We start from the raw sequence: 21740 nt of genomic DNA, 5'->3' as shown, positions 1-21740 counted from the left end.
ACGTACGACTAACCTATATATAAAAACACCGCTTATCTGATAACAGACAAGCGGTGTTTTGTTTTGAATGGATTTATAAACTTACAGCGTTATACGCTTACTTGATGCGCATATCGCCTGTTTCGACATAACGTTGATGCCATGATAGCGACTCATTAAGAATATGCGGCGTTTGCATACCTGCTGTGCTAGAGGCGCGATCGAAGTAATCCTGCAACATCGGACGATAATCTGGGTGCGCACAGTTATCGATAATCGCTTGGGCACGTTGACGCGGCGCAAGACCACGCAAGTCAGCCAAACCTTGCTCAGTCACGATGACCATCACATCATGCTCAGTATGGTCATGATGCGATACCATTGGTGTGATACAAGAGATAGCACCATCTTTTGCTACTGATGGCGATACAAAGAATGAGGTGTAAGCGTTACGGGCAAAGTCACCTGAACCGCCGAGGCCATTCATCATGTTGGTGCCCATGACGTGGGTTGAGTTGACGTTACCATAAAGGTCACACTCGATCATGGCGTTAATTGCCAATACCCCTAAGCGACGCGCCACTTCAGGGTGATTGGTAATCTCTTGTGGACGCAACACAATACGAGCACGTAACTCTTCAAGGTTGGCATTAAACGTTTCTAGTGCATCTGGGCTTAATGACAGTGCAGTGGCAGACGCCATGGTCATTTTGCCAGACATGATGAGGTCTAACATACCGTCTTGTAATACTTCAGTATAGCCGGTCAATTGCTCAAACGAGCTGTGCTGTAATCCGGCCAATACCGCATTAGCCACGTTACCTACACCTGATTGGATAGGCAATAAGTTAGCAGGTAGACGGCCTTTTTTGACTTCATCATGGAAAAAATTAATGATATGGCTAGCGATTTTGTTTGAGCATTCATCGGGATCAGCAAACTTGCTGTTGCGGTCTGGTGAGTCGGTTAAAACAACCGCCACGACTTTATCCAAATCACAATGTAAGTATGGAACACCAATACGTCCGCCTGGCGTGACTAATGGAATAGGCTTACGGTTAGGTGGCATACCAATGTCGTTATAAACATCATGCATACCTTCTAACATTAAGCTTTGCTGAGCGTTGACTTCTAAGATGATTTGGTCAGCATTCTCTAACCATGCATTACTCGTACCAATTGAGGTCGAAGGAATTAGGCGACCATCTGGTAAAATACCTGATACTTCGACGACAGCCATATGCATATCGCCGTAGAATCCAATAGTACTTTGCTGAGCTACATGCGATAAATGCATGTCAAAATAATACGCTTCACCGGCGTTAATTTGTTTACGCAGCGCAGGCTCTGACTGATACGGCGTGCGCCATTTGATGCCCTTGGCTTCAGCCAATACGCCATCACATTCAGTTGCAGTAGATGCGCCAGTCAGTAAGCCAATTTGAAATTCTTCACCGCGAGCGTGAGCAGCTTCCATATGTTTAGCAAGTGCTGCTGGTATGGCTTTAGGATAACCCGCCCCAGTAAAACCACTCATACCGACGTTCATATCATTTTTAATAAATGCCGCCGCTTCATCAGCAGACATGATTTTTTTATTTAAACCGTCGTGCAGTACGCGACCTTCATGATTAATTGATGTCATACCTTTTTTCCTAGTAACTTCCATATTAAAATCAAACCTCACCATAGCGAAGGGTTTGATACGAAACTAACAATAAAATTCATTGCAGCATATTAACAACTTTACAATAAAAAACAAGCTGGTTAGCTTAAGTTTTAAAATAGGCACTTAAGTTTTTTATAACGTGCTAACAATAGTTTATAATTTAAAAGCAAATATTTCTTGGTGATACTATAGTCAGTTCAAAATAAAAGCTATACGATTGTAATGACATGCTATTGACTATAATTTTTTTGCAGCCTTTGTCACGCCTACGAAAAGCAAGCGAGAAAAAATTATAGTCAATAGCACTGTATCGTTTTTAAAATGGATCCAATATACGACAGAAATTATTGCCAGTACACTATACCCTGTCACTTGTTTTTAGCGTTTAATCGTTCACCATTAAAAAAGCAAGGCATCTGATGCCTTACTTTTTTGTGTTTAACTAACAGTTTTGATTATTATCTGGCTTAGATCGTTTAGTCAAAATGGAAACCTGCACCAATTGCAGCACCTACGTTCCCCTGGGTATCCGCAGTACCATTTAACTTCATAACCCAACGTCCATCATCAGATAACTTAGAGAAGCCGATAGCGACGGCACTCTCACCATTATACGTTGCAATACCACCGCCTATCATTGACTTACCTATGATGTAGGCTTGGGGCAATGAAGACATTGCCATGGCTGCTGAGATACCCGCATTTGCGTCATCTTCAACTTCATCAACTCTATAACCTAGCTCATTGATGCTGTTACCTAAACCTCTACTAACAGCGTCTAATTGCCCGAAGTTAACCGCATCTCTAGGTGCCATGCCATCAGCAACGTTAGTTACCTTAGTGCCAGCAGCATTGATACCGGCTGCCGTCATACTTGGGGCCGTTTCGGCATTACCTGCATAGATACCAGCGGCTGTCATACTTGGGCCATTTTTAATAGTAACACCACTATTATTAACCGTCGTATTGCCAGTCGTCACGCTCTCTACATTGATATTACCGTTCAAGTCAAACTTGATGCTACTGCCTTCAGCGGTAGTTTTAATGTTATTACCACCTTTGAAGCCGAGTACACTACCGTCACCAATTTTTTTGTTGATATTGACACCGCTATCTGCACCAAAATTGAGGCCAGTATTCATCTGCCCAGCAAGTACATCTGTGTTTCCATCAAGAGCAGCAATAACTTCATTTAACTGACCTCCATTAATGGCTTCCTTACTATTGATGCCAACAAGACCATTAGCAACATTAGTTATTTTATTGCCAGCAGCATCGATACTGGTTTTAGTAAATTTAGGACCACCTGCGATAGTTAGACCACTGCTATTCATCGTAGCATCACCAGTTTTTACGCTATCTACCGCGATGTCTTTACTTAAATTAAAGCTAACATTATTACTCTCTGCTGTTTTAGAGACCGTAATATTGTTGTCTGTGTTGTTTAAGTCGACTTTATCGCTTGGTTTCACTGTGCTGGTATTTGCTCCTTGGGCACTGACATTCCAGCCTTTGTTAGCATCAGCTGCACTTTGTTTGACTTCGTTTAACTGTCCAACATTAACAGCATCAGTAGTTGCTTCACCTCGTGCAACATTGGTAATAACATTACCGCCATTGTTAAGACCGCTGCTACTTAAGCTTACTGTACTACCACTGAAGCTGACGCCACCAGTATTTATTACGGTAGTCCCTGCTCTTAAGCCATTGGATGAAATCATAACGTCATTGCCAAAGCTTGCACTGTTAAGTCCAGTTAAGTCTTTTGCCAATTTCACTGTCAGAGTATCAGTACCATCAGCGATAACGCCAATATTACTATCCGTTAGCTTTGTAGGATCACTCACTCCACCTTTGACGATAATTTTTTCACCAAGCTTACGCTTGATGGTCGTTGGCGCGTTATCGCCACCAAACGAGATACCTTTATCGAAGGTGTCGCTTATGCCGCTTTGAAGACCCGATAACTGCTCCTGAGTCGCTGCTTGACCACCGGTATAAGTTGTACTGGCATCAAAGGTTGTGTTAGTCAATCCTTTAACGATGCCGGCAGTACCGTCGATTGACACAGCATTTGCGCTAGTGCCACCGATTTTAATAGTGTCAGCTAGACCGAACTTCGCACCATTACCAAAAGCAGTAGTGGTAATATTGGCATCAGTCGCAACTTGGATTGCCTCACCTAATGCATAGGTTTTTGTTGTACCATTTAGGTCAAACTTAATACCTTTGGCAACGTCTTCGTTAGTCTTAAACAACTGACTACCGTTAACCGCATCCTTACTAGTAGCGCTCAATAATCCAGCAGCAACGTTAGTAATTTTATTATTGCCGTTGTTAAGACCATTGTTGGTCAGAACTACTTGGCCGTTGTCACCACGATATAACGTAATACCAGCATTATTAACTTGAGTATTTCCAGTGGTGACACTACCAGTTTCACCAAGGTTAATATCTTTAGCCAGTCTGACCGTTAAAGTATCATCCCCATTAGCCGTGACACTAATATTTTTCGTTGCTGAATCAGCATTAATAGTATCGCCACCTTTGACAATGAGCTTTTGACCAAGCTTACGGTTAACATCTGTACCACTGTCTCCGCCAAAGTTTAAGCCTTTATCAATGGTAGTATTAGCCAGATTTAACTGTCCAACGTTAACGGCATCCATATCTTCTGTACCAGCTTTGACATTTGTGATCTGATTGCCACCGTTGTTAAGACCAGTGCCGCTTAAGTTTACAGTACTGCCAGTGAAACTGACGCCACTGGTATTCATCACAGTATTACCTGTCGTGACGCTATTAAGACCGGTTAAGTCTTTGGCCAGCGCTACCTTGATACCACCGCTTTCAGGGGTCAACAGAATGTTGTCACCTTTGAGGAAGTTGGCTGTATTGTCTGCTTTAGTAATAGTTTTAACAGCAACACCATCAATCTGAGTGACAACAGATTGTAAGGCACTATCTGCACTACTCAAGCTGTCTTTACTAGCTTGGCTTAGATCAACTGCGTAGTCAGTTAGGTTGTCAGCACCTTTAGTGCCTGGCGTTACTGTCACTGCAGCTGAACCAGCTGAAGCAGTAGTACCATCAGCGTCAATCGTATAAACGTTCTGACCATTAACGCCAGGGTTGTTTGTGACAGCAACGTTAGTACCAGCTTCTACTTCTGTTTTAGAAGCTGCGGCAGAACCTGTCAGCTGACTGACGTTCACAGCATCAGTTGGGGCGACACCAGCATCAACTCGAGTAATCTTCTTATTACCAGCATCGATACCAGATTTAGTGACGCTTGGACCACCAATGATATTAAGGCCATTAGTCGTTAAAGTAGTACTAGGAATGCCTAACGAACCATTTAAACTGATACCTGCACCAGTAACTGCTGTACTACCTAGCACATTACCTGTGAAGACACCTAGGCTGTTAACGGTAGTCACAGGTCCTAAACCTAAGAAACCAGCTTTACCCATTGTGACACTACCAGTAGCACCTAAATCTAGATCATTATTTAAGGCAACTGCAATTTTACCACCAATCACTTTAGTGGTAATGTTGCTGTTAGAGCCAACTACTTCAACTTGCTCACCCAATGGTTTCATTACCGTATTGCCATCAGCAGCTTTTAAACCAAAACCTTTGTTGACCACTGTGTTGGTAGCATGCAACTGACTGCCATTGACCGCATCGGTACTGGTTGTGCTTAGATCACCAGCGGCAATATTAGTTAGCACGACTGGCGCTGCGGCTCCTACTCCACCTAGCGTTACGCTGGTCTGAGCTGGGTTGTCATACTGTACTGAGTTGTTAGCTTTCACTAAGCTGTCTTTACTAGCTTGGCTTAGATCAACTGCGTAGTCAGTTAGGTTGTCAGCACCTTTAGTGCCTGGCGTTACTGTCACTGCAGCTGAACCAGCTGAAGCAGTAGTACCATCAGCGTCAATCGTATAAACGTTCTGACCATTAACGCCAGGGTTGTTTGTGACAGCAACGTTAGTACCAGCTTCTACTTCTGTTTTAGAAGCTGCGGCAGAACCTGTCAGCTGACTGACGTTCACAGCATCAGTATCAGTCGCACCAGCTGCCACATTAGTAATGCGGCGCTCGCTACCAGCAGAGCCTACCGAAACTTCACTTTTTGCTGTTGGAGCTGCAACAGCAATTAGACTACCATTGCTGTTTAGTGGCTGGAATGCTGCCGTAGTTAAGGTTGTACCATCAGCAACAGAACCGCTACCTAAGGCAACAGAGCCTTCGTGAGTAGCATTAGCTCCTTCCCCCAGCGCGATACTTTTATTAGCCATAGCTTTTGCTTCTGTACCTAAAGCCATACTATTATTAGCGGAGGCAGAGGCTTGCAACCCTAACGCCGTACTATTCCTACCAGATGTATTAGCTTCTCGGCCTAATGCTATGTTGTTAGCCCCTGTTGCCATTGCTTTTCGGCCTAAAGCCATACTATTTTCAGCGGAAGCAGAGGCTTCCCACCCTAAAGCCGTACTGTTAGTTCCAGTAGCTTTAGCTTGTCGCCCTAACGCTAAGGAATTAGTTTTAGTAGCATCAGCCTCATTTCCTAAGGCCGTTGAAGCATATCCTTGAGCGTTCGCGTCAGTCCCTATAGCAGTAGCAAAAGTACCGCCTGCTGTAGCAGCAATACCAGCTGCCATCGAATTTCCACCCGTAGCACCATCATTATTGTAGTTCGCTTTAGCTACTCCATTATCATTAACACTGTAGTAATGCGTTTGGCCTTCACTAACAATGTTAGTTAACGACTTTAACTGACTTACGTTCACCGCATCACTGTCTTTGGTACCAGCTGCTAGATTGACGATCTGACGAGTGCCGTCTTTAGCATTACCAAGAGAGACAGCACCAAGGCTTGTGCTGTTAGTCGCTGTGATAGCAGCTTTGTCTGCGACACTGGCACTTGTTGGAGCGAAACCTGCTGCACCGCCTGCAATGTTAGCCACTGACCTTGAACCTAGTGCCACCCCGTCTTGTGTCAAAGATTTTGCACCTGCACCCAATGCTAGTGCGCCTTGTCCAGTAGCTGATGATGCTACACCAAATGCTGATGAAGCTATACCAGATGCGCTCGAATGAATACCCATAGCAGTTGCTAGGTTACCAGCAGACCGCGCTTTTGCACCCATCGCAATAGAGGCAGCACCACTCGCTTCAGTATATACACCATACGCATCCCATGACTCTAACAAGTCTCGACCAGCATATTCATTAAAAGTCGTATTGACCTGACCACTATTTAATGCACCTGTAGATATACTGCCATCGAAGTTGGTCTTAGAGGCGGTGTCTAAATCATCACCGCCAATGGCGATAGATGATGCACCTGATGAGACAACGTTCGCACCAATAGCGATAGATTGGTCTCCACTAGCAGTGGTGTTCTGACCGCTTGAACCCCCACCAATTGCTATCCCTTGACTACCTAAGACTGTGGCATTCTTACCTATAGCAATGCCATTAAGAGCACCTACTGTAGCATTAGTTCCGCACTTTACCTCTGCACTACCGTCGCAAGGTGCAGCAATCGCCTGCATACTAAATCCGGCGACAACTAACCCCAACCCAAGAGTAGTCATACGGAAAATACTGGCAGAAGAAATATTAGAGGTAGTATTGATAGTAGCGTTTGAGCTCACGCTAGATTTTGATGACTTACCACGCGATTTTGCATATTCTGCAACAGCAGTAAAGCAGCCTAACGAGCGGTTCCATATGACTTTATAATTCCTGTTCATGACGCATACTCCCTTACAGACATATCAGATTTAAAAAGCAAAGTTAAAATCCATCTTTTAGAGAGTTAATGCTACAAAATAAAGTCGTTATAAATATATAGGATTGAAGTGAGACACGAATTGTTACTTATATTAGTGCTTTAGAAATAAAACGCCTTTTTTTGTAAATTCATTATTACTCTCTGTATATGATTATTAACGAATATACAGAGAGTCTCAATACCGTTCGTCGGGGTTTTAATACCGTTCGTCTAATATATTCGTAATTATGAATATAAAGATTTTATTTTATTTCTTATTCATTAGTGCTACTTAACAGGTATAGTCAATTGTACAATTAGACCTTGCATATCGTCTTTACGGTTATAGATACCAACCTGACCTTTATGCGCCATCACTACTGCATAAACTATTGCCAATCCCAATCCATAACCACCTGTTTGGCGATTACGAGCAGAATCAAGGCGGACAAAAGGCTGAAATATGCGCTCTAAATCTTCTTTTGCAACGCCGCCGCCCTCGTCTATTATGCTGATTTGAATAGATTCAGTATTGTCATTATTTTTTATCTGCAATACTTCAACTGTGACGGTCGAATTGGCTGCCGTATGCATAAAAGCATTACGAATGATGTTTTCAAGGGCGCTATACAACTGCTCATGATTGCCTGACACTGTGCAAGAATCTGTCAATAAAGGATTACTTGGCTGCCATTGCCAATGTACATTTTTATGTTGAAACTCAAAACAAACATCTTTTCCAATCTCGCTGATAATGTCACAGATATCTACTGTTTCATTTTCTATATTAGCGATAGTGTATTGCTGCATTTGTAGGGATTGAATACGAATGATTTGTTCAATCAGCTCATTCATACGGGCAGATTCTTTATCAATGCGGTCTAAATAGCGACTGGCATTGGGGGCAAAATCTCTTGTTAATTCAGTGGCAACATCGAGACGTGCTAGTGGTGAGCGCAGTTCATGGGAGATGTCACTTAACATTTGCTTACGCGCCAGCTCACTATCAGCCAAACGCGTGGACAATTGGGCCACGTCTTTTGCCAGTAGCCCCAGCTCATCTATGCCTAGCCTTGATAGACTAGGGTTAACTTGATAATCCCCAACCAGCATGCGATGCACGGTATGTTGCACACGGCGAATGCGTTGAGTCATGGTACGACTGAGCCAAAAGCACACCAAGACACTAAACAGAATAATTAATCCTAGCCGCAGCATGAAATTACCGCGCTGCAACTCCAGCACATCCTTAAATAGTAAGTGCGGACGCAGCTGTATGATAACTGTCTGCTCATCAGGTAACACCACCATCACATCAGCCAACTCCGGGCGGCTGTCGGCATTAGCAATGGCTTTACGAGACGGCTTGGGCTGCAAGATATCATTAAAGATAAAAGGTTGTTCGCCTGACTTATCACTATTTAAGCTATCACTGTTTAAGTCGTAGCGACTATAAGGGTTTCTATCGGCACGTGCTTTATTACTGAATTTACTATAATCCGATTCTTTATTATCAAGAGCATCACTCACAGAGCCGCGATTTTCTGAAGACGCAGAGGTTTGTGAGTCTATTGCTTGACGTTGCTCTCCCCGACTTTCCCTAAAACGATATCTCGGAAATATGATAGCGCCTTGCTCATCATATATTCTTATCTGACTCATTAGCCTGCGGTCTTCGTTATAAATCTGCTTAACGGTGGATAAATCACCTGCTTGCAAGGATGTTACTAACCGTTCACGCTGAGTTAATAGCTTTTCGATTTGAGAATCCATGCGTGTCGCCAGCTCTTGCTCATTAAGCCAGCGCTCAACTGAAATGGATAAAACAGACGTGATAAGAATCATCAATAGCAAACTCAAAAACAGTCGCCAGAATAGCGTTATACGCACTCTAAATTTCGGTTTTTCTATTGATGAACCTGTCATTTTAGTCATATCAGTTATGTCAGTCATTAAATTACCAGCTGATAACCTTTACCACGAATAGCCTTAATCGGCTCATCATGAAAAGGTTGGAGTTTTTTACGTAGGCGTGAAACATGCACATCAAGACTACGGTCAAACGGCTGTAATTCACGCTGCAAGACGTTTTTTGACAGCCATGCTTTGCTCACCACCTCGCCCTTTTGTTTTAATAACGCAACCAATAAGTCAAACTCTGTACCGGTCACTTGCAACGCTATATTGTCTATTTGACAAATTCGCTGGGTCTGGTCAAGATGCAAACGGCTGGCTGGTAGCGGAGTATGCTCTAAAAAAGGGGTTGCCGTACGTTTAATCACGGCATTGATACGCGCCAGCAATTCACGTGGATTACAAGGTTTGGTAATATAATCGTCCGCACCGAGCTCAAGCCCAATGATACGGTCAATCTCCTCGCCTTTAGCCGTCAACATAATGACCGGAATATCGCTGATAGTTGGCAGCTGACGCAGTACGCTAAGTCCATCTATCTTTGGCATCATAATATCAAGCACCAATAAATCATAAGGTAAGTCGTCCTGCATCGTAGTCTTTAGACGTTCTATGACCGCTTCACCATCATGCACGCAGTCGCATGTCACACCATGATTGTGCAAGTATTCTTGTAACAACTGGGTCAATTCTTCGTCGTCATCGCCTAGTAATATGTGTGGCACATCTTTCTCCTTCAGCGCTAGATCGCTTTATTAGCCATATTATCAGTCAATTGCTTATCAATTCGCTATAAACGTTACCTTTCTTAATCTTTCATAAAGCATCGTAACGTCTATCTGCTCTATCATAGGTTCTATTAAAAGCCGGTTCAGACAACCAATCAAGGATATTACAATGAAAAAATTATTTATGGGCTCAGTATTAGCGATATCTAGCGTATTTACAGTGACTGCTTGTACCAGTGTCAATGCAACCACCGATACTGCGCCAACAACCAGCAAAATGCAAAAGCATCATAAAGAAGGTATGAACAAAGGCGGTATGAGAGGTCCGATGGCACAGTTGGATTTGACAGCCGAGCAGCAAGCGCAAATCAAAGCCATCATGCAAGAAAAATATAGTGGTTATAAAAATGACCGTACAAAATATCAAGCAGAACGTGCGCAAATGCAGCAGCAGATGCAGGCATTGACGAATGCCAGCACTTTAAACAACGCCGCTGTCAATCGTTTGGCGGATCAGCAAGCAGCTAAAACCAAGCAGCGCTTTATTGAACGTATCGAAACCCAACATGCAATCTCACAGGTATTAACCACTGAGCAGCGTGCAAAAATGGCACAATTAAAATCAGAAAGACAGGCAAAAGGTCATCATGGTTCAAAGAACCGTAACATGCATAGCAAGCATCAACAGCAAGGCATGTGATTGACTACTATTATTTAATTAAAATCTGACCATTTAAAAAAGCGCATCGGTTAGCCGGTGCGCTTTTTTGCTGATTTATTTAAGAATTCAATCGTTTAATAGCTTATGTTTTATGCTAGTTTCTAGAGCGATCCCAAACCTATTTTATCAAGCTCCGTCTCTTAATCTATCGAGCCAAACCGCTGTTTATACATTGGTAGTACATTAAACAGCATTTTTCCCATCGCTGTACCATTGCCTTGACGGTAATACTCTGCAAGCTCAGCGCTATATTGTTTTAGATCAATACTGTTGCTAGCATTAGGCACCTGACTGTCACTAGGTAAATTAGGAAATGCCTTATCTTGCGCACGGATAGGCATATATTGGTTAAGTGCGTCGATAATGAAGCTGTTTTGTGCAGTGGCTTCAGTACTTTCTTTAGTCGGAAGATAATGACGACTATGCTGCCATTGCAATTGACCACTCTTACTAAAACCATATAGCTCTTGCACAGGCAGACCCGAACTTAGCGTAGGTGATGTGAGTTCAGTTAATGAGCTTTCTTGAGTTTTTAGATTTTTATCATCCGCAAAATCTTTCATTTTTTCTAAACCTTGCTGGACCAACCATTTACTGGTAATTTTACTATCCGCAAAATAAGTATCTTCTGACATATCAGCATGGCTTTTTATGATTAGCTCAGGGTATTGCTGAGTAATAAGCTGATAAAAAGTACCCATGTAGTCTTTATAAGCTTGCTCATCTTCAGCGTTACTTCTCACACGGCGGATAATTTCCGCACTATTGAGCATGGGTGCTAGCTGTTGTTCAGGCAATTTAGGTGAAAGTGCCGCCAACATGTTTGGCGCTATAAAATCAAATTGACTCATAGTAGCCTTGGCATACACCCTGTCTCCTGCTTCAATATGACTTTTTATCACGGCTCGAGCAAAACCTTTAGGTAACGTACCGTCATCAAGCGCTATTTTTAGCCATTTATTTTGCCACTTGGTACCTAACTTATCATCAGCAAGCTTCGATGTCAGTAATGCAAAATTGTCCGCCCATAGATAGAGGCTACCCGTTTTAAAATCGACGTAAATAGGCTGATTGATACTACTATGATGGTTGCGCGCCGAATACTGCACACTACCCAACATGGTAAACTTGCCAGCTAGCGGCTGATAAACGCCCTGCGCATTCATAGACAATGGCTGTAGCAAATAAGCATCCAATAGTTGTGATTTTTTGACATCCAGTTTAGATTTTTTGCTGTCATATTCATTAAATAGCTTTTCGTAATATGGCGAAACAGGAGTCATAGAGACATTAGCAATGCTTGCTTCGCTATCGGAATCCATATCAGACGCTGAAACTGATGTCGCCATTGCCTCCTCCGCTGCTATTCCATCTACAATATCCTCAGCCGCCTCATCAACGCTATAAGCCGTACTATCATAATGATTGTCTCTCCATGCCTGATAAGCATCAGTACATACTAGATAAGACTGCTTAAGTGCATCGCGCTGAGCATCATAATCAAGCGCTGCAATATCTTTATTGTCTGCTTGCGCTTTGAGTAGTAGCTCAGAATAAGCATTGTCGTGGGTGGCATCACAATAGCTATCAACCTCTTCTGACACCGCCAATTGCGTACTATCGATGTCTGTAAACTGCTGCTGATTCACAATCTCAATATTACTATGATAGGCAAAAGACTGTCGCCTCTGCTGCTGTAGTGCGGTTGCTAATGCTGCTTTGGCAGCGCTAGGCGTATTATCTGCACTCAAACTCTTAGATTGACTCAGATTGGTAGACTGGCAAGCCGTCATCAGTAGCGTACTCGTTACCAGAGCACTCAACATTATCACTGATTTAGAAGGCGCTAAGCACATTTTTTTTGTTTTTTTGATATCAGAAAATGCCACACTATCATCATTCGATTTTTTCATTTTTTTATCCTTAAAAGGCGTTATATAAAGACTTTATATATGGCGCAACTATGATTGACCGTAATTATGATTAAACGTGATAACCTCTCAGTCATTGCCTTCGAATACTTCTGCCTCAGTTTCCATGTCTGCTGCTTCATCCGTTACATAGCTACTGTCATCACCTGCATAGCCATCACCTGCATAGCCATCATCTGCATAGTCGGCGCTTGCCTCTGCATAATCGGTACTAGCTTCCACATAGTCATAACGTGCATAACGAGCCTTCTCAAGCCTTTCTTCTTGCTGGCGCTGTTTTGCAAGCCAAGCATTGCCATCTATAGCTGCAGGGGCCTTTGCGCCAAATGACTGTGCCAATAATGGCGTTAACGGATTTTTATTAAAACTGGCGTTATCGTAGCGAGTCTGATTCAAGACTGTATTTTGTGAGCCAAAAAAACCACTGCCGATATTGACTCGTTGTTGCTTGGCGAGTAGACGATCTGAGCCATCTAAGTAGTAATAATTGATGTGATTAAAAGAAATAGGACTAACTGCTTCTACCAGCTGTAGTAATGCACCCATGTCAGCACTTTGATAGCCTTTATTGTATAGCTCAATCTTGGCAATCGCTGTTTTAAGCACCGTATCATCAGGATAGCTATTAGGGTTTTCATCGATATGTTTTTGTAGTGAGCGTGAGATATTTTTTACCATTTTTCCTATCATCTCACCACTTTGCCGGCTACCAAAGTAGACTTTGACTGCCCTATCAGCACCGACTTGCTTAGCAAACTGATCATCACGAATATCAACAGCGCTGAAATACTCCGGTTCTAGCTCTGCCATACTATTTTGTAAAGCACTCATCACTGCATCATAAATCACTGCTGAAGGTATTTGCGAGGTAATAGCTTCAGATAAACCAAAATTCACCGTATGCGAGGTCATTTGTGCTGGTAGCGGTGTATGTTCAGGATTACCCAGTGCCAAGATGGGCATCAATGCTGATGGATCGATAGTGATTGCGCTTTTAGTAAAGTCGAGGGCAAGAGGAATCTGTACAGATGAGCTAATCGTTGGCGACACATAATCATAGCTATAAACACTCTGTAACTGTTTTTGCTGTGGTTTATAGTGACTGACGCTATTGACCGTTAAATATTGGTATTGGTAAGCATTCATTGCTTCAACTTGCTCAGGGGTGCGAATGAACATATTGACAAGTTGGGTTAGCATTCCAGGATAAGTACGAATGGCGTTTTCATCCTGAGTGCCATTTGCGGCTTTTCTGGCTTGCATATTTTCATAATCATTAAGTAAACCATGAACATTTATGCCACGAATTTTTGATGCTAAATCTCTGTTACTGTCGCTGTTATCGCCATAATCACTGTCATTTTCATCATCGCTACTATCTTGAGAATTGCCATATTCATCGTAGCCATCTCTATCGTAACCGTTTTCATCATAGCCATATTCGTCGTAACCATGTTGGTCATAGCCAAGCTCATCATATGATAGTACCTCAGTTGCAGCAGCCGCTTCGACTTCGCTATATTCCGCTGCATAGCTATCTTCTTCAGGGTAGCTATCTGCAGCATTATCTACTTCGCCATCTTCTTCAGTCGCGTCAGCCGCTTCTTCGTATTCACTATAATCATCTGTTTCTGTGTTTTTAGAGAGATAAAGCTCAAGCAGTGTTCTAAAAAAACTGCTTGAGCCAGCATCAATACTATCGGCTTTAATATAAGGAACAGAGTGATAATTGGCTTGCGAAACAGCGACATGCTCATTGGCTAAATGTTTTTGAATAGCGCTAAGCAGACGGGTCTTAGCGTGCGTTTCCATATTGGGGTTTTTGCTTTGATCAAATAGCTGTTGATACTGCTCGGCACTAGCATTTAATTGGCTGGTAAAGGCTTGAGATTGCGCTTGATTACGTTTGCTGTCTGCAACACTAAAATCTATGGTCGTGGCAGGTGTTTGACTAGACTGCGACAAACCTGTATTTGTCTGACAGCCCATCAAAATCGTCGTTGCGCTAACGGCGGCAAGCGCATAAACGGCAAGCTTTATAGGATGATGTTTATCGGTAATCGATGATTGTACAACTGATACTTGAGAACGATGCGCTAAGGTGCGTTTTTGAGAAGTAAGCTGCCCCATAAAAATCCCTTTATTTGATAAAAACAGACAATTATAACTTTAGTAATTATTCTGTTATTTATAACATAAAAGTTTACAACTGAGGAATAGTACAGACATTTTTTTAGACAAATCTATCAATTTATTAAGATTTTATAATCAATTTTATATTTAAAAAGCAAAAAAAGCGCTATCAAATGAGATAGCGCTTCGCATTACACATCAACCAAGTAGTAAAGCTGGTTACCATAAGCGGATATGTTCTTTATAGTCATCATTAATAATGACCAAGCCTTTTGTAAAATCTATACTGTGGCGAGCGTTTTTAATCGTTTTATAGTTATAGCTTTTACGGTCTGCTAAATTAATTAACTCATACACTTCATCACCGCCTATATCTACATAACGGCTACTGTCACCATCTGGCCATTTGATGGTCAGTAATGGTAGATATTCATCAACACCAAAAACCTTTCTAGCCCTAGAATCCTTTGAAGAATTAATGTTTGAGGTTGTTACCAAGCACTTCTTGCTGGCAATTTTAAGTTTATAAGCACAATTAAAATAACCTGACCCATTCTCAGCAGACATAAACTCTTCGATAGTCGGCGCAGCTTGTACTTGGGTTGTGCCAAACGCAAAAGCTAAGCCTGTCGCTGCTGCTAATAATTTATTCATAATAACCTCCAGAGATTTTGGATAAAGTGAGATTAATAACAAAATTTTATTGTAATACAATTATTAATCTTTTAATTATTTATCTAATTTTAGTAACCATCTATTTTTTGAGGTAAGATATTTGTGTGATTAACCAGTAACAATATTGACCAATAACACTCGCAATCACACCTTACCCTCTTTTTTCACGTAAAAAGGATTTTACGATGCATCAATCAAACTCAAAAATTCATCAGGACGCTCACCGTCATCACTCTCGCAACAAAACAAAAATTAAAGCCGCTATTGTACTTATTAGTAGTACCTTTTTAATCTCTGTATCTGCTCATGCTCTTGAGCCCACTAAAAGTACCATAAATACGAGTTCGATAAATACCAGCGCCATAAACCTAGCGATTATGAATGACGCTCCAACGGTATTGTCCGAAACCAAACGTATTACTCGATCCAAAAGCAATAGTCTCAAATCCACGACTAGCAATGCCCAAGCTGATCAAGCCATCTATTCTGAGGACGCTATCCATCACCCTGTCTGGGCAAAAAACGGCATGGTCGCTACCCAAGAAGCACTTGCTTCTGATATCGGACTAAAGATTTTAAAAGATGGCGGTAATGCGGTCGATGCCGCTGTGGCCGTTGGTTTTGCCTTAGCAGTTACTCTGCCGCGCGCTGGCAATATCGGTGGCGGTGGTTTTATGATGGTTTATGATGCTAAGCAAGGCAAAACGGTGGCGCTAGATTATCGCGAAAAAGCCCCTAGTAGCGCCTCGCGCGATATGTATCTTGATAAGGATGGCAATGCGGTTAGCGACTTATCTCAATATCATGGCTTAGCGGTTGGCGTACCGGGTACGGTCGCAGGCTTACTCAAAGCGCTGGAAGATCACGGTACGATGAGCCGCGGCCAAGTCATGGCACCAGCGATTGCATTAGCAGAGAACGGTATTGAAGTCACCGCTGGCTTGTCTGAGTCGCTCACCGCCTTAAGCGATCGCATGCAAAAATGGCCTAGTACTAAAAAGATATTTTTTAAAGCTGACGGCAGCGCTTATCAGCCGGGTGAGCGTTTGAAACAACCAGAGCTTGCTCATTCGCTAAAGCTAATTGCAGCAAAAGGCGCTGATGGATTTTATAAAGGCGAAACGGCGCGTAAATTAGTCAAGGCTGTCAATGAAGCTGGCGGTAATATGAGCTTAGCGGATCTAGCCAATTATGAAGCCATCGCCCGTGAACCTGTGAAGGGTAGTTATCGCGGTTATGAAATTGTCTCTATGCCACCACCATCTTCTGGTGGTATACATATCGTACAGATTTTAAATATTTTAGAAGGCTATCCATTAAAAGACTACGGCCAAAACAGCGCACAAACCATTCACTTAATGGCAGAAGCAATGCAATTGGCTTATGCAGATCGTGCTGAGTATTTGGGTGATTCTGACTTTATTGATGTACCTGCCAGCGGCTTAACCTCACAAGCTTATGCCGATAAACTGCGCGCCTTAATTAACCCAAACAAAGCCACGCCAGCAGCAACCATCAAAGCCAATAATCCACTACCCTATGAGAGTGATCAAACCACGCACTTCTCTATCGTTGATAAAGACGGCAACGCAGTCGCCAATACTTATACGCTGAATTTTTCTTACGGTACTGGTCTCGTCGCTGAAGGTACAGGGATATTACTCAATAATGAAATGGACGATTTTTCTGCCAAGCCGGGCGTCCCTAACGGTTATGGATTACTGGGCGGTGAAGCCAATGCGGTAGAAGCAAATAAACGTCCCTTATCTTCTATGAGCCCAACACTGGTATTTAAAGATAGCAAACCTTATATCGTTACTGGTAGCCCGGGTGGTAGCCGCATCATTACCACCGTTACGCAAATCATCTCAAACGTCATCGATCACGATATGAATATCGCTGAGGCCACTCATGCCCCACGTATTCACGACCAATGGCTGCCCGATGAGATTCGGGTTGAAAAAGCATTAAATATCGATACCGTTAAAAAACTTGAATCAATGGGACATACCGTCAGTCCAAAATCAGCCATGGGTTCAACGCAGTCGATAATGATGACGCCAAACGGTGTTTACGGTGCATCCGACCCACGTATTGTCGATGCAGCAGTGGTTGGATATTAGGCTAAAGCTTGTCTTATCTAGTCATTAAAAAAAGCCTTCTATTCTTTATAGTGTAGAGGGCTTTTTAATATGATTTTTTATGTGGTTTTTATATTACCCAAATAACTTACCTATGTGTTTCAAAGAGATTAAACCAACCGAATCAGTGGCTGTCTACGCCAAATAATGCTATTATTAACGACCAAATTTAAACCTTAAAAATACAAACTTTAGCGTTTTACTACGCCCTAAAAAAACATAAAGTATTGATAATAAAAAATTTATCATCATACAACTCATTCCTTCTCGATCGCATCAGTAAGAGTCTTCTATGGCATTTGTACACCTTGGCATCCACAGCGAATATTCAATTACCGATTCTATCGTCCGTATTAAGCCATTGATTAAAGCGGCGGCGGCAGACAATCAAAGCGCGCTTGCCTTGACCGATTTATCCAATCTTTATGCTACAGTAAAGTTTTACCGTGCCTGCTTAGGTGCTGGTATCAAGCCAATCATCGGTAGTGAAGTCATCATGGAGAATGAAGACACGCGCCTAACTCTGCTAGCAATGGATAACGAAGGTTATCAAAACATCACGCGTATTGTATCGCTTGGCTTTACCGAAGGTCGCGCCGACCCTACCAATCATGGCACGCCTGTCATCAAACGCAGCCATATTTTAGAGCACGCGGCTGGTGTCATCGTCTTATTTACCGAAAAATCTGATGTCGGTCAAGCGTTAGTTGGCTCTATGCCAGAAAAAGCCGATGAGCTGATTACAGAATGGCAAGAACAGTTTGGCGATCGCTTATATTTTGCCATTAAGCGGACCAATCGCTCAGGTGAAGACGCTTTTATTAACGCTGCTATTCATGCCGGTGCTAAACACAATATACCTATTATTGCCCATAACGACGTACGGTTTTTAGAGCAAGATGATTTCGATGCTCATGAAGCGCGGGTTTGTATTGCTGGCTCCTACGTACTTGCAGACCAAAATCGTCCGCAAACTTATTCCGATGCGCAATATCTTAAAACTCAAGCACAAATGCAGCAGTTGTTTGCCGATATTCCACAGGTTATCGATAATACTTTGCGCTTAGCAACGCGCTGTAATGTGACTTTGACACTTGGTATAAACGTGCTGCCAGAGTTTCCAGTACCTGAAGGTGAAACCACCGAGTCTTTCTTTCGATTAGAATCGCAACGCGGACTTGAACATCGTTTAGAAAAGCTATTTCCTATGGAAGCACGTAGTGATAACTGGAGCGATATTCGCCAAAGATATGATGAACGTCTAGAGTATGAGCTAAAGATTATCCTATCAATGGGCTTCCCCGGTTACTTCTTAATCGTCATGGACTTTATTCGCTGGGCTAAAGCCAATGGCGTGCCTGTTGGACCGGGTCGTGGTTCAGGTGCTGGTTCGCTAGTTGCTTATGCGCTAAATATTACTGATCTTGACCCTATCCATTACGACTTATTATTTGAGCGCTTCTTAAACCCTGAGCGCGTATCCATGCCCGATTTCGATATTGACTTTTGTATTGAAGGACGTGATCGTGTGATTGATTATGTGGCTCAAACTTACGGCCGAGAAGCGGTATCGCAAATCATTACCTTTGGTACTATGGCCGCAAAAGCTGTGGTACGTGACGTCGCGCGCGCGCAAAGTAAATCGTATTTCCTTGCCAGCAAAATGTCCAAACTGATACCTAAGACACCCGGTATTACGCTCAGTCAAGCGCTTGAACAAGAGCCGCAGTTAAAAGACTTAATCTCCAATCCTGATAATATGGATTATGAAGATGCCACTGAAGTGTGGGAGATGGCCATTAAGCTTGAAGGCATTTGCCGGAACGTTGGTAAGCATGCTGGTGGTGTATTGATTGCCCCGCATAAAATCACCGATTTTAGTGCCATTTATTGTGATGATGAAGGACACCGTGTCAGTCAATTTGATAAAGATGACGTTGAAGCAGTTGGTCTGGTAAAGTTTGACTTTTTGGGTCTGCGTAACTTAACGGTCATTAGTGCCGCCGTTGAAAATATCAATAAGCGCCGTTCTAAAGAGAACAAAGAGGCGTTGGTATTAGAAGACTTACCATTAGATGACGCTAAAGCTTATAAGCTCTTGCAAGATGCCAAAACCACTGCCGTCTTTCAGTTAGAAAGTATGGGCATGAAAAAGTATCTTGCCAAGTTGCAACCGACTAACATCGAAGACGTTATCGCTATGTGCGCGCTGTATCGCCCAGGTCCGCTCGATGCTGGCATGGTAGAGATGTATATCGACCGTAAGCACGGTCGCGAAGAAGTCATTTATGACCATCCCAATCTTGAGCCAATTTTAGAAAACACCAACGGCGTTATCGTCTATCAAGAACAAGTGATGCAAATCTCGCAGGTAATGGCTGGCTATAGCTTAGGCGGTGCTGATATGCTCCGCCGCGCTATGGGTAAAAAGAAACCTGAAGAGATGGCTAAGCAGCGCGATATCTTTATTACTGGTGCAACCTCACAAGGTATCGATGAAGCTACTTCAGGTGGCGTATTTGATTTGATGGAGAAATTCGCCGGTTACGGCTTTAACCGCTCGCATTCAGCCGCTTATGGCGTGCTGGCTTATCAGACGGCCTATTTAAAACAGTACTACCCTGCTGAGTTTATGGCAGCAGTACTGACTTCGGATATGAACAACACCGATAACGTGGTGTTCTTTATCAATGATTGCCGTGAAAACTTCGATCTAACCGTGGTTAATCCATCGGTTAACCGTAGTGAGTGGCATTTTGTCGCTGATACCGCGACCAATATCATTTATGGCTTGGGTGCGATTAAAGGGGTTGGTGAAGGTGCGGTTGAATCTATTGTAGAAGCGCGCCGCCGCGATGGCTATTTCAAAGATTTATATGATTTTTGCCGCCGTGTCGATATCAAAAAAGTCAATAAGCGCACCCTTGAGGCATTAGTAAGTGCTGGCTGTTTTGATGACTTCGCCGCCACTTTACGACCTGACTTGCCAGCCGACGAAGCTTACGAGATTCGCGGTGCATTAATGAGTCAATTGCCAAGCGCAGTACAAGCCGCTGAGCAAGACCGTCAAAACCGCGAGATCGGCATGATGGATTTGTTTGGTGAGATGGACGGTATCGTCGCTGCGCCGCCGTTGGTGATGACTCCAGAGCTGATTTGGGGTGATAAGCATCGCTTAAAAGCTGAAAAGAATACCTTGGGGTTATACCTGACCGGACACCCAATTAATGAGTATTTAGATGAGCTAAAACGTTATACCTCAGGCGCACGTCTCGATAAGTTAGCTGATACCGGCTACAACGGCAGCTGTTATTTTGCCGGATTGATTATCGATATCGCCAACTTCGGTAATCGTAACGTTATTATCTTGGATGACGGTACGTCAAGATTAGAAGTCAGCTGCTATGCTGAGCGCTTTAACCGTGTCAAAGAGCAATTAAAAGTCGATGAAGTCGTCATTATTAAAGGCAGTATTCGTGAGCGTGATGGACGCCTATTTGCGCGCCTTGATAATGCCATGAGTATGGTCGATGCGCGCCTAAGATGGCTGAAGAAAATCAGCATTAAAGTCCATGGTAGCGATATTACCCTGCTGACACGCCTGCAACCGTTACTCAAGTCTGCACAAGCCAGCATTATTCCTGCACCAAAACTGTCTTATGATAACGATCAGGACGAGCAAGGTAGCCATATTAACAACAGTAACAATGGTGCTTACGATCCTGCTATGGGTGGCAGCTTATATGATGAAGATGGTAATGATTTATTGGCTCTTGAAAACGATATGAATCAAGATTCTACTTATCAAAACAGTGCTAATCAAAGCGTTTCTGAACAAAGCTATGCCAATCATGCTCTTAGCAATACAGACGCTTCGATCAATGATAACTGTCTGCCGCTTGGACTCAGTATTTATGAAGAATATGGCATTGCCAATGTAGGGTTGTCGGAGCATTGGCGCGTCTATCCGAGCGATGATAATTTACAGCAGCTGAAAAGTATGATTAGTGAAAACAACTTACACTTTCATTACAGCTAACGTTTTCAGTACATTTAGCAGGTTC

General features: G+C 42.8%; 10 protein-coding genes. 3 read left to right on the top strand and 7 right to left on the bottom strand.

What is annotated here, in order from left to right:
* Nucleotides 1-97 precede the first annotated feature (97 nt).
* The 4 genes from EPB74_RS01205 to EPB74_RS01190 all read right to left on the bottom strand — a co-directional run bounded on the left by EPB74_RS01205 (nt 98) and on the right by EPB74_RS01190 (nt 10072).
* On the bottom strand, nt 98-1624 hold the full coding sequence (locus EPB74_RS01205; protein ID WP_274902307.1) for an acetyl-CoA hydrolase/transferase family protein: 1527 nt from the start codon (nt 1622-1624) through the stop codon (nt 98-100).
* A 500-nt stretch (nt 1625-2124) separates the two neighbouring features.
* Nucleotides 2125-7413, bottom strand: a complete 5289-nt coding sequence (locus EPB74_RS01200; RefSeq protein WP_274902306.1) for a YadA-like family protein — start codon at nt 7411-7413, stop codon at nt 2125-2127.
* Between the two features lie 308 nt (nt 7414-7721).
* Nucleotides 7722-9386, bottom strand: a complete 1665-nt coding sequence (locus tag EPB74_RS01195) for a sensor histidine kinase (RefSeq protein WP_274902305.1) — start codon at nt 9384-9386, stop codon at nt 7722-7724.
* Nucleotides 9386-10072, bottom strand: coding sequence for a response regulator transcription factor (locus EPB74_RS01190; protein WP_274902304.1), 687 nt, complete (start codon nt 10070-10072; stop codon nt 9386-9388). The genes EPB74_RS01195 and EPB74_RS01190 overlap by 1 nt, the downstream gene beginning before the upstream one ends.
* A gap of 172 nt (nt 10073-10244) precedes the next feature.
* Between EPB74_RS01190 and EPB74_RS01185 the strand changes: the two genes are divergently transcribed.
* Complete coding sequence (locus EPB74_RS01185; RefSeq protein ID WP_274902303.1) at nt 10245-10775, top strand: Spy/CpxP family protein refolding chaperone; 531 nt, start codon at nt 10245-10247, stop codon at nt 10773-10775.
* Between the two features lie 161 nt (nt 10776-10936).
* Here EPB74_RS01185 and EPB74_RS01180 read toward each other — a convergent pair whose 3' ends face one another.
* From EPB74_RS01180 to EPB74_RS01170, 3 genes are all read right to left on the bottom strand, one after another.
* Nucleotides 10937-12709 carry a hypothetical protein gene (locus EPB74_RS01180; protein ID WP_274902302.1) on the bottom strand — a complete coding sequence of 591 codons (1773 nt, stop codon included), beginning with the start codon at nt 12707-12709 and terminating at the stop codon, nt 10937-10939.
* 87 nt (nt 12710-12796) lie between these two features.
* Nucleotides 12797-14857 (bottom strand): hypothetical protein, encoded by a 2061-nt coding sequence (locus EPB74_RS01175; protein WP_274902301.1) that lies wholly within the window; start codon nt 14855-14857, stop codon nt 12797-12799.
* A 222-nt stretch (nt 14858-15079) separates the two neighbouring features.
* Entirely contained in the window at nt 15080-15514 is a 435-nt protein-coding gene (locus EPB74_RS01170; RefSeq protein WP_274902300.1) for a hypothetical protein, read from the bottom strand.
* A 206-nt stretch (nt 15515-15720) separates the two neighbouring features.
* Here EPB74_RS01170 and ggt point away from each other — a divergent pair, with 206 nt between their 5' ends.
* Nucleotides 15721-17658, top strand: a complete 1938-nt coding sequence (gene ggt, locus EPB74_RS01165) for a gamma-glutamyltransferase (protein ID WP_274902299.1) — start codon at nt 15721-15723, stop codon at nt 17656-17658.
* 310 nt (nt 17659-17968) lie between these two features.
* The gene (gene dnaE / locus EPB74_RS01160) at nt 17969-21715 is read left to right on the top strand and encodes a DNA polymerase III subunit alpha (RefSeq protein ID WP_274902298.1); all 3747 of its coding nucleotides are present in this window, start codon (nt 17969-17971) and stop codon (nt 21713-21715) included.
* Nucleotides 21716-21740 lie beyond the last annotated feature (25 nt).

It is taken from the genome of Psychrobacter sp. DAB_AL62B (genome assembly GCF_028895345.1).
In the GTDB taxonomy this organism is placed as follows: Bacteria; Pseudomonadota; Gammaproteobacteria; order Pseudomonadales; family Moraxellaceae; genus Psychrobacter.
The sequence above is the reverse complement of the archived record's forward strand: the minus strand, read 5'-3'. Positions and strand labels throughout refer to the sequence as shown.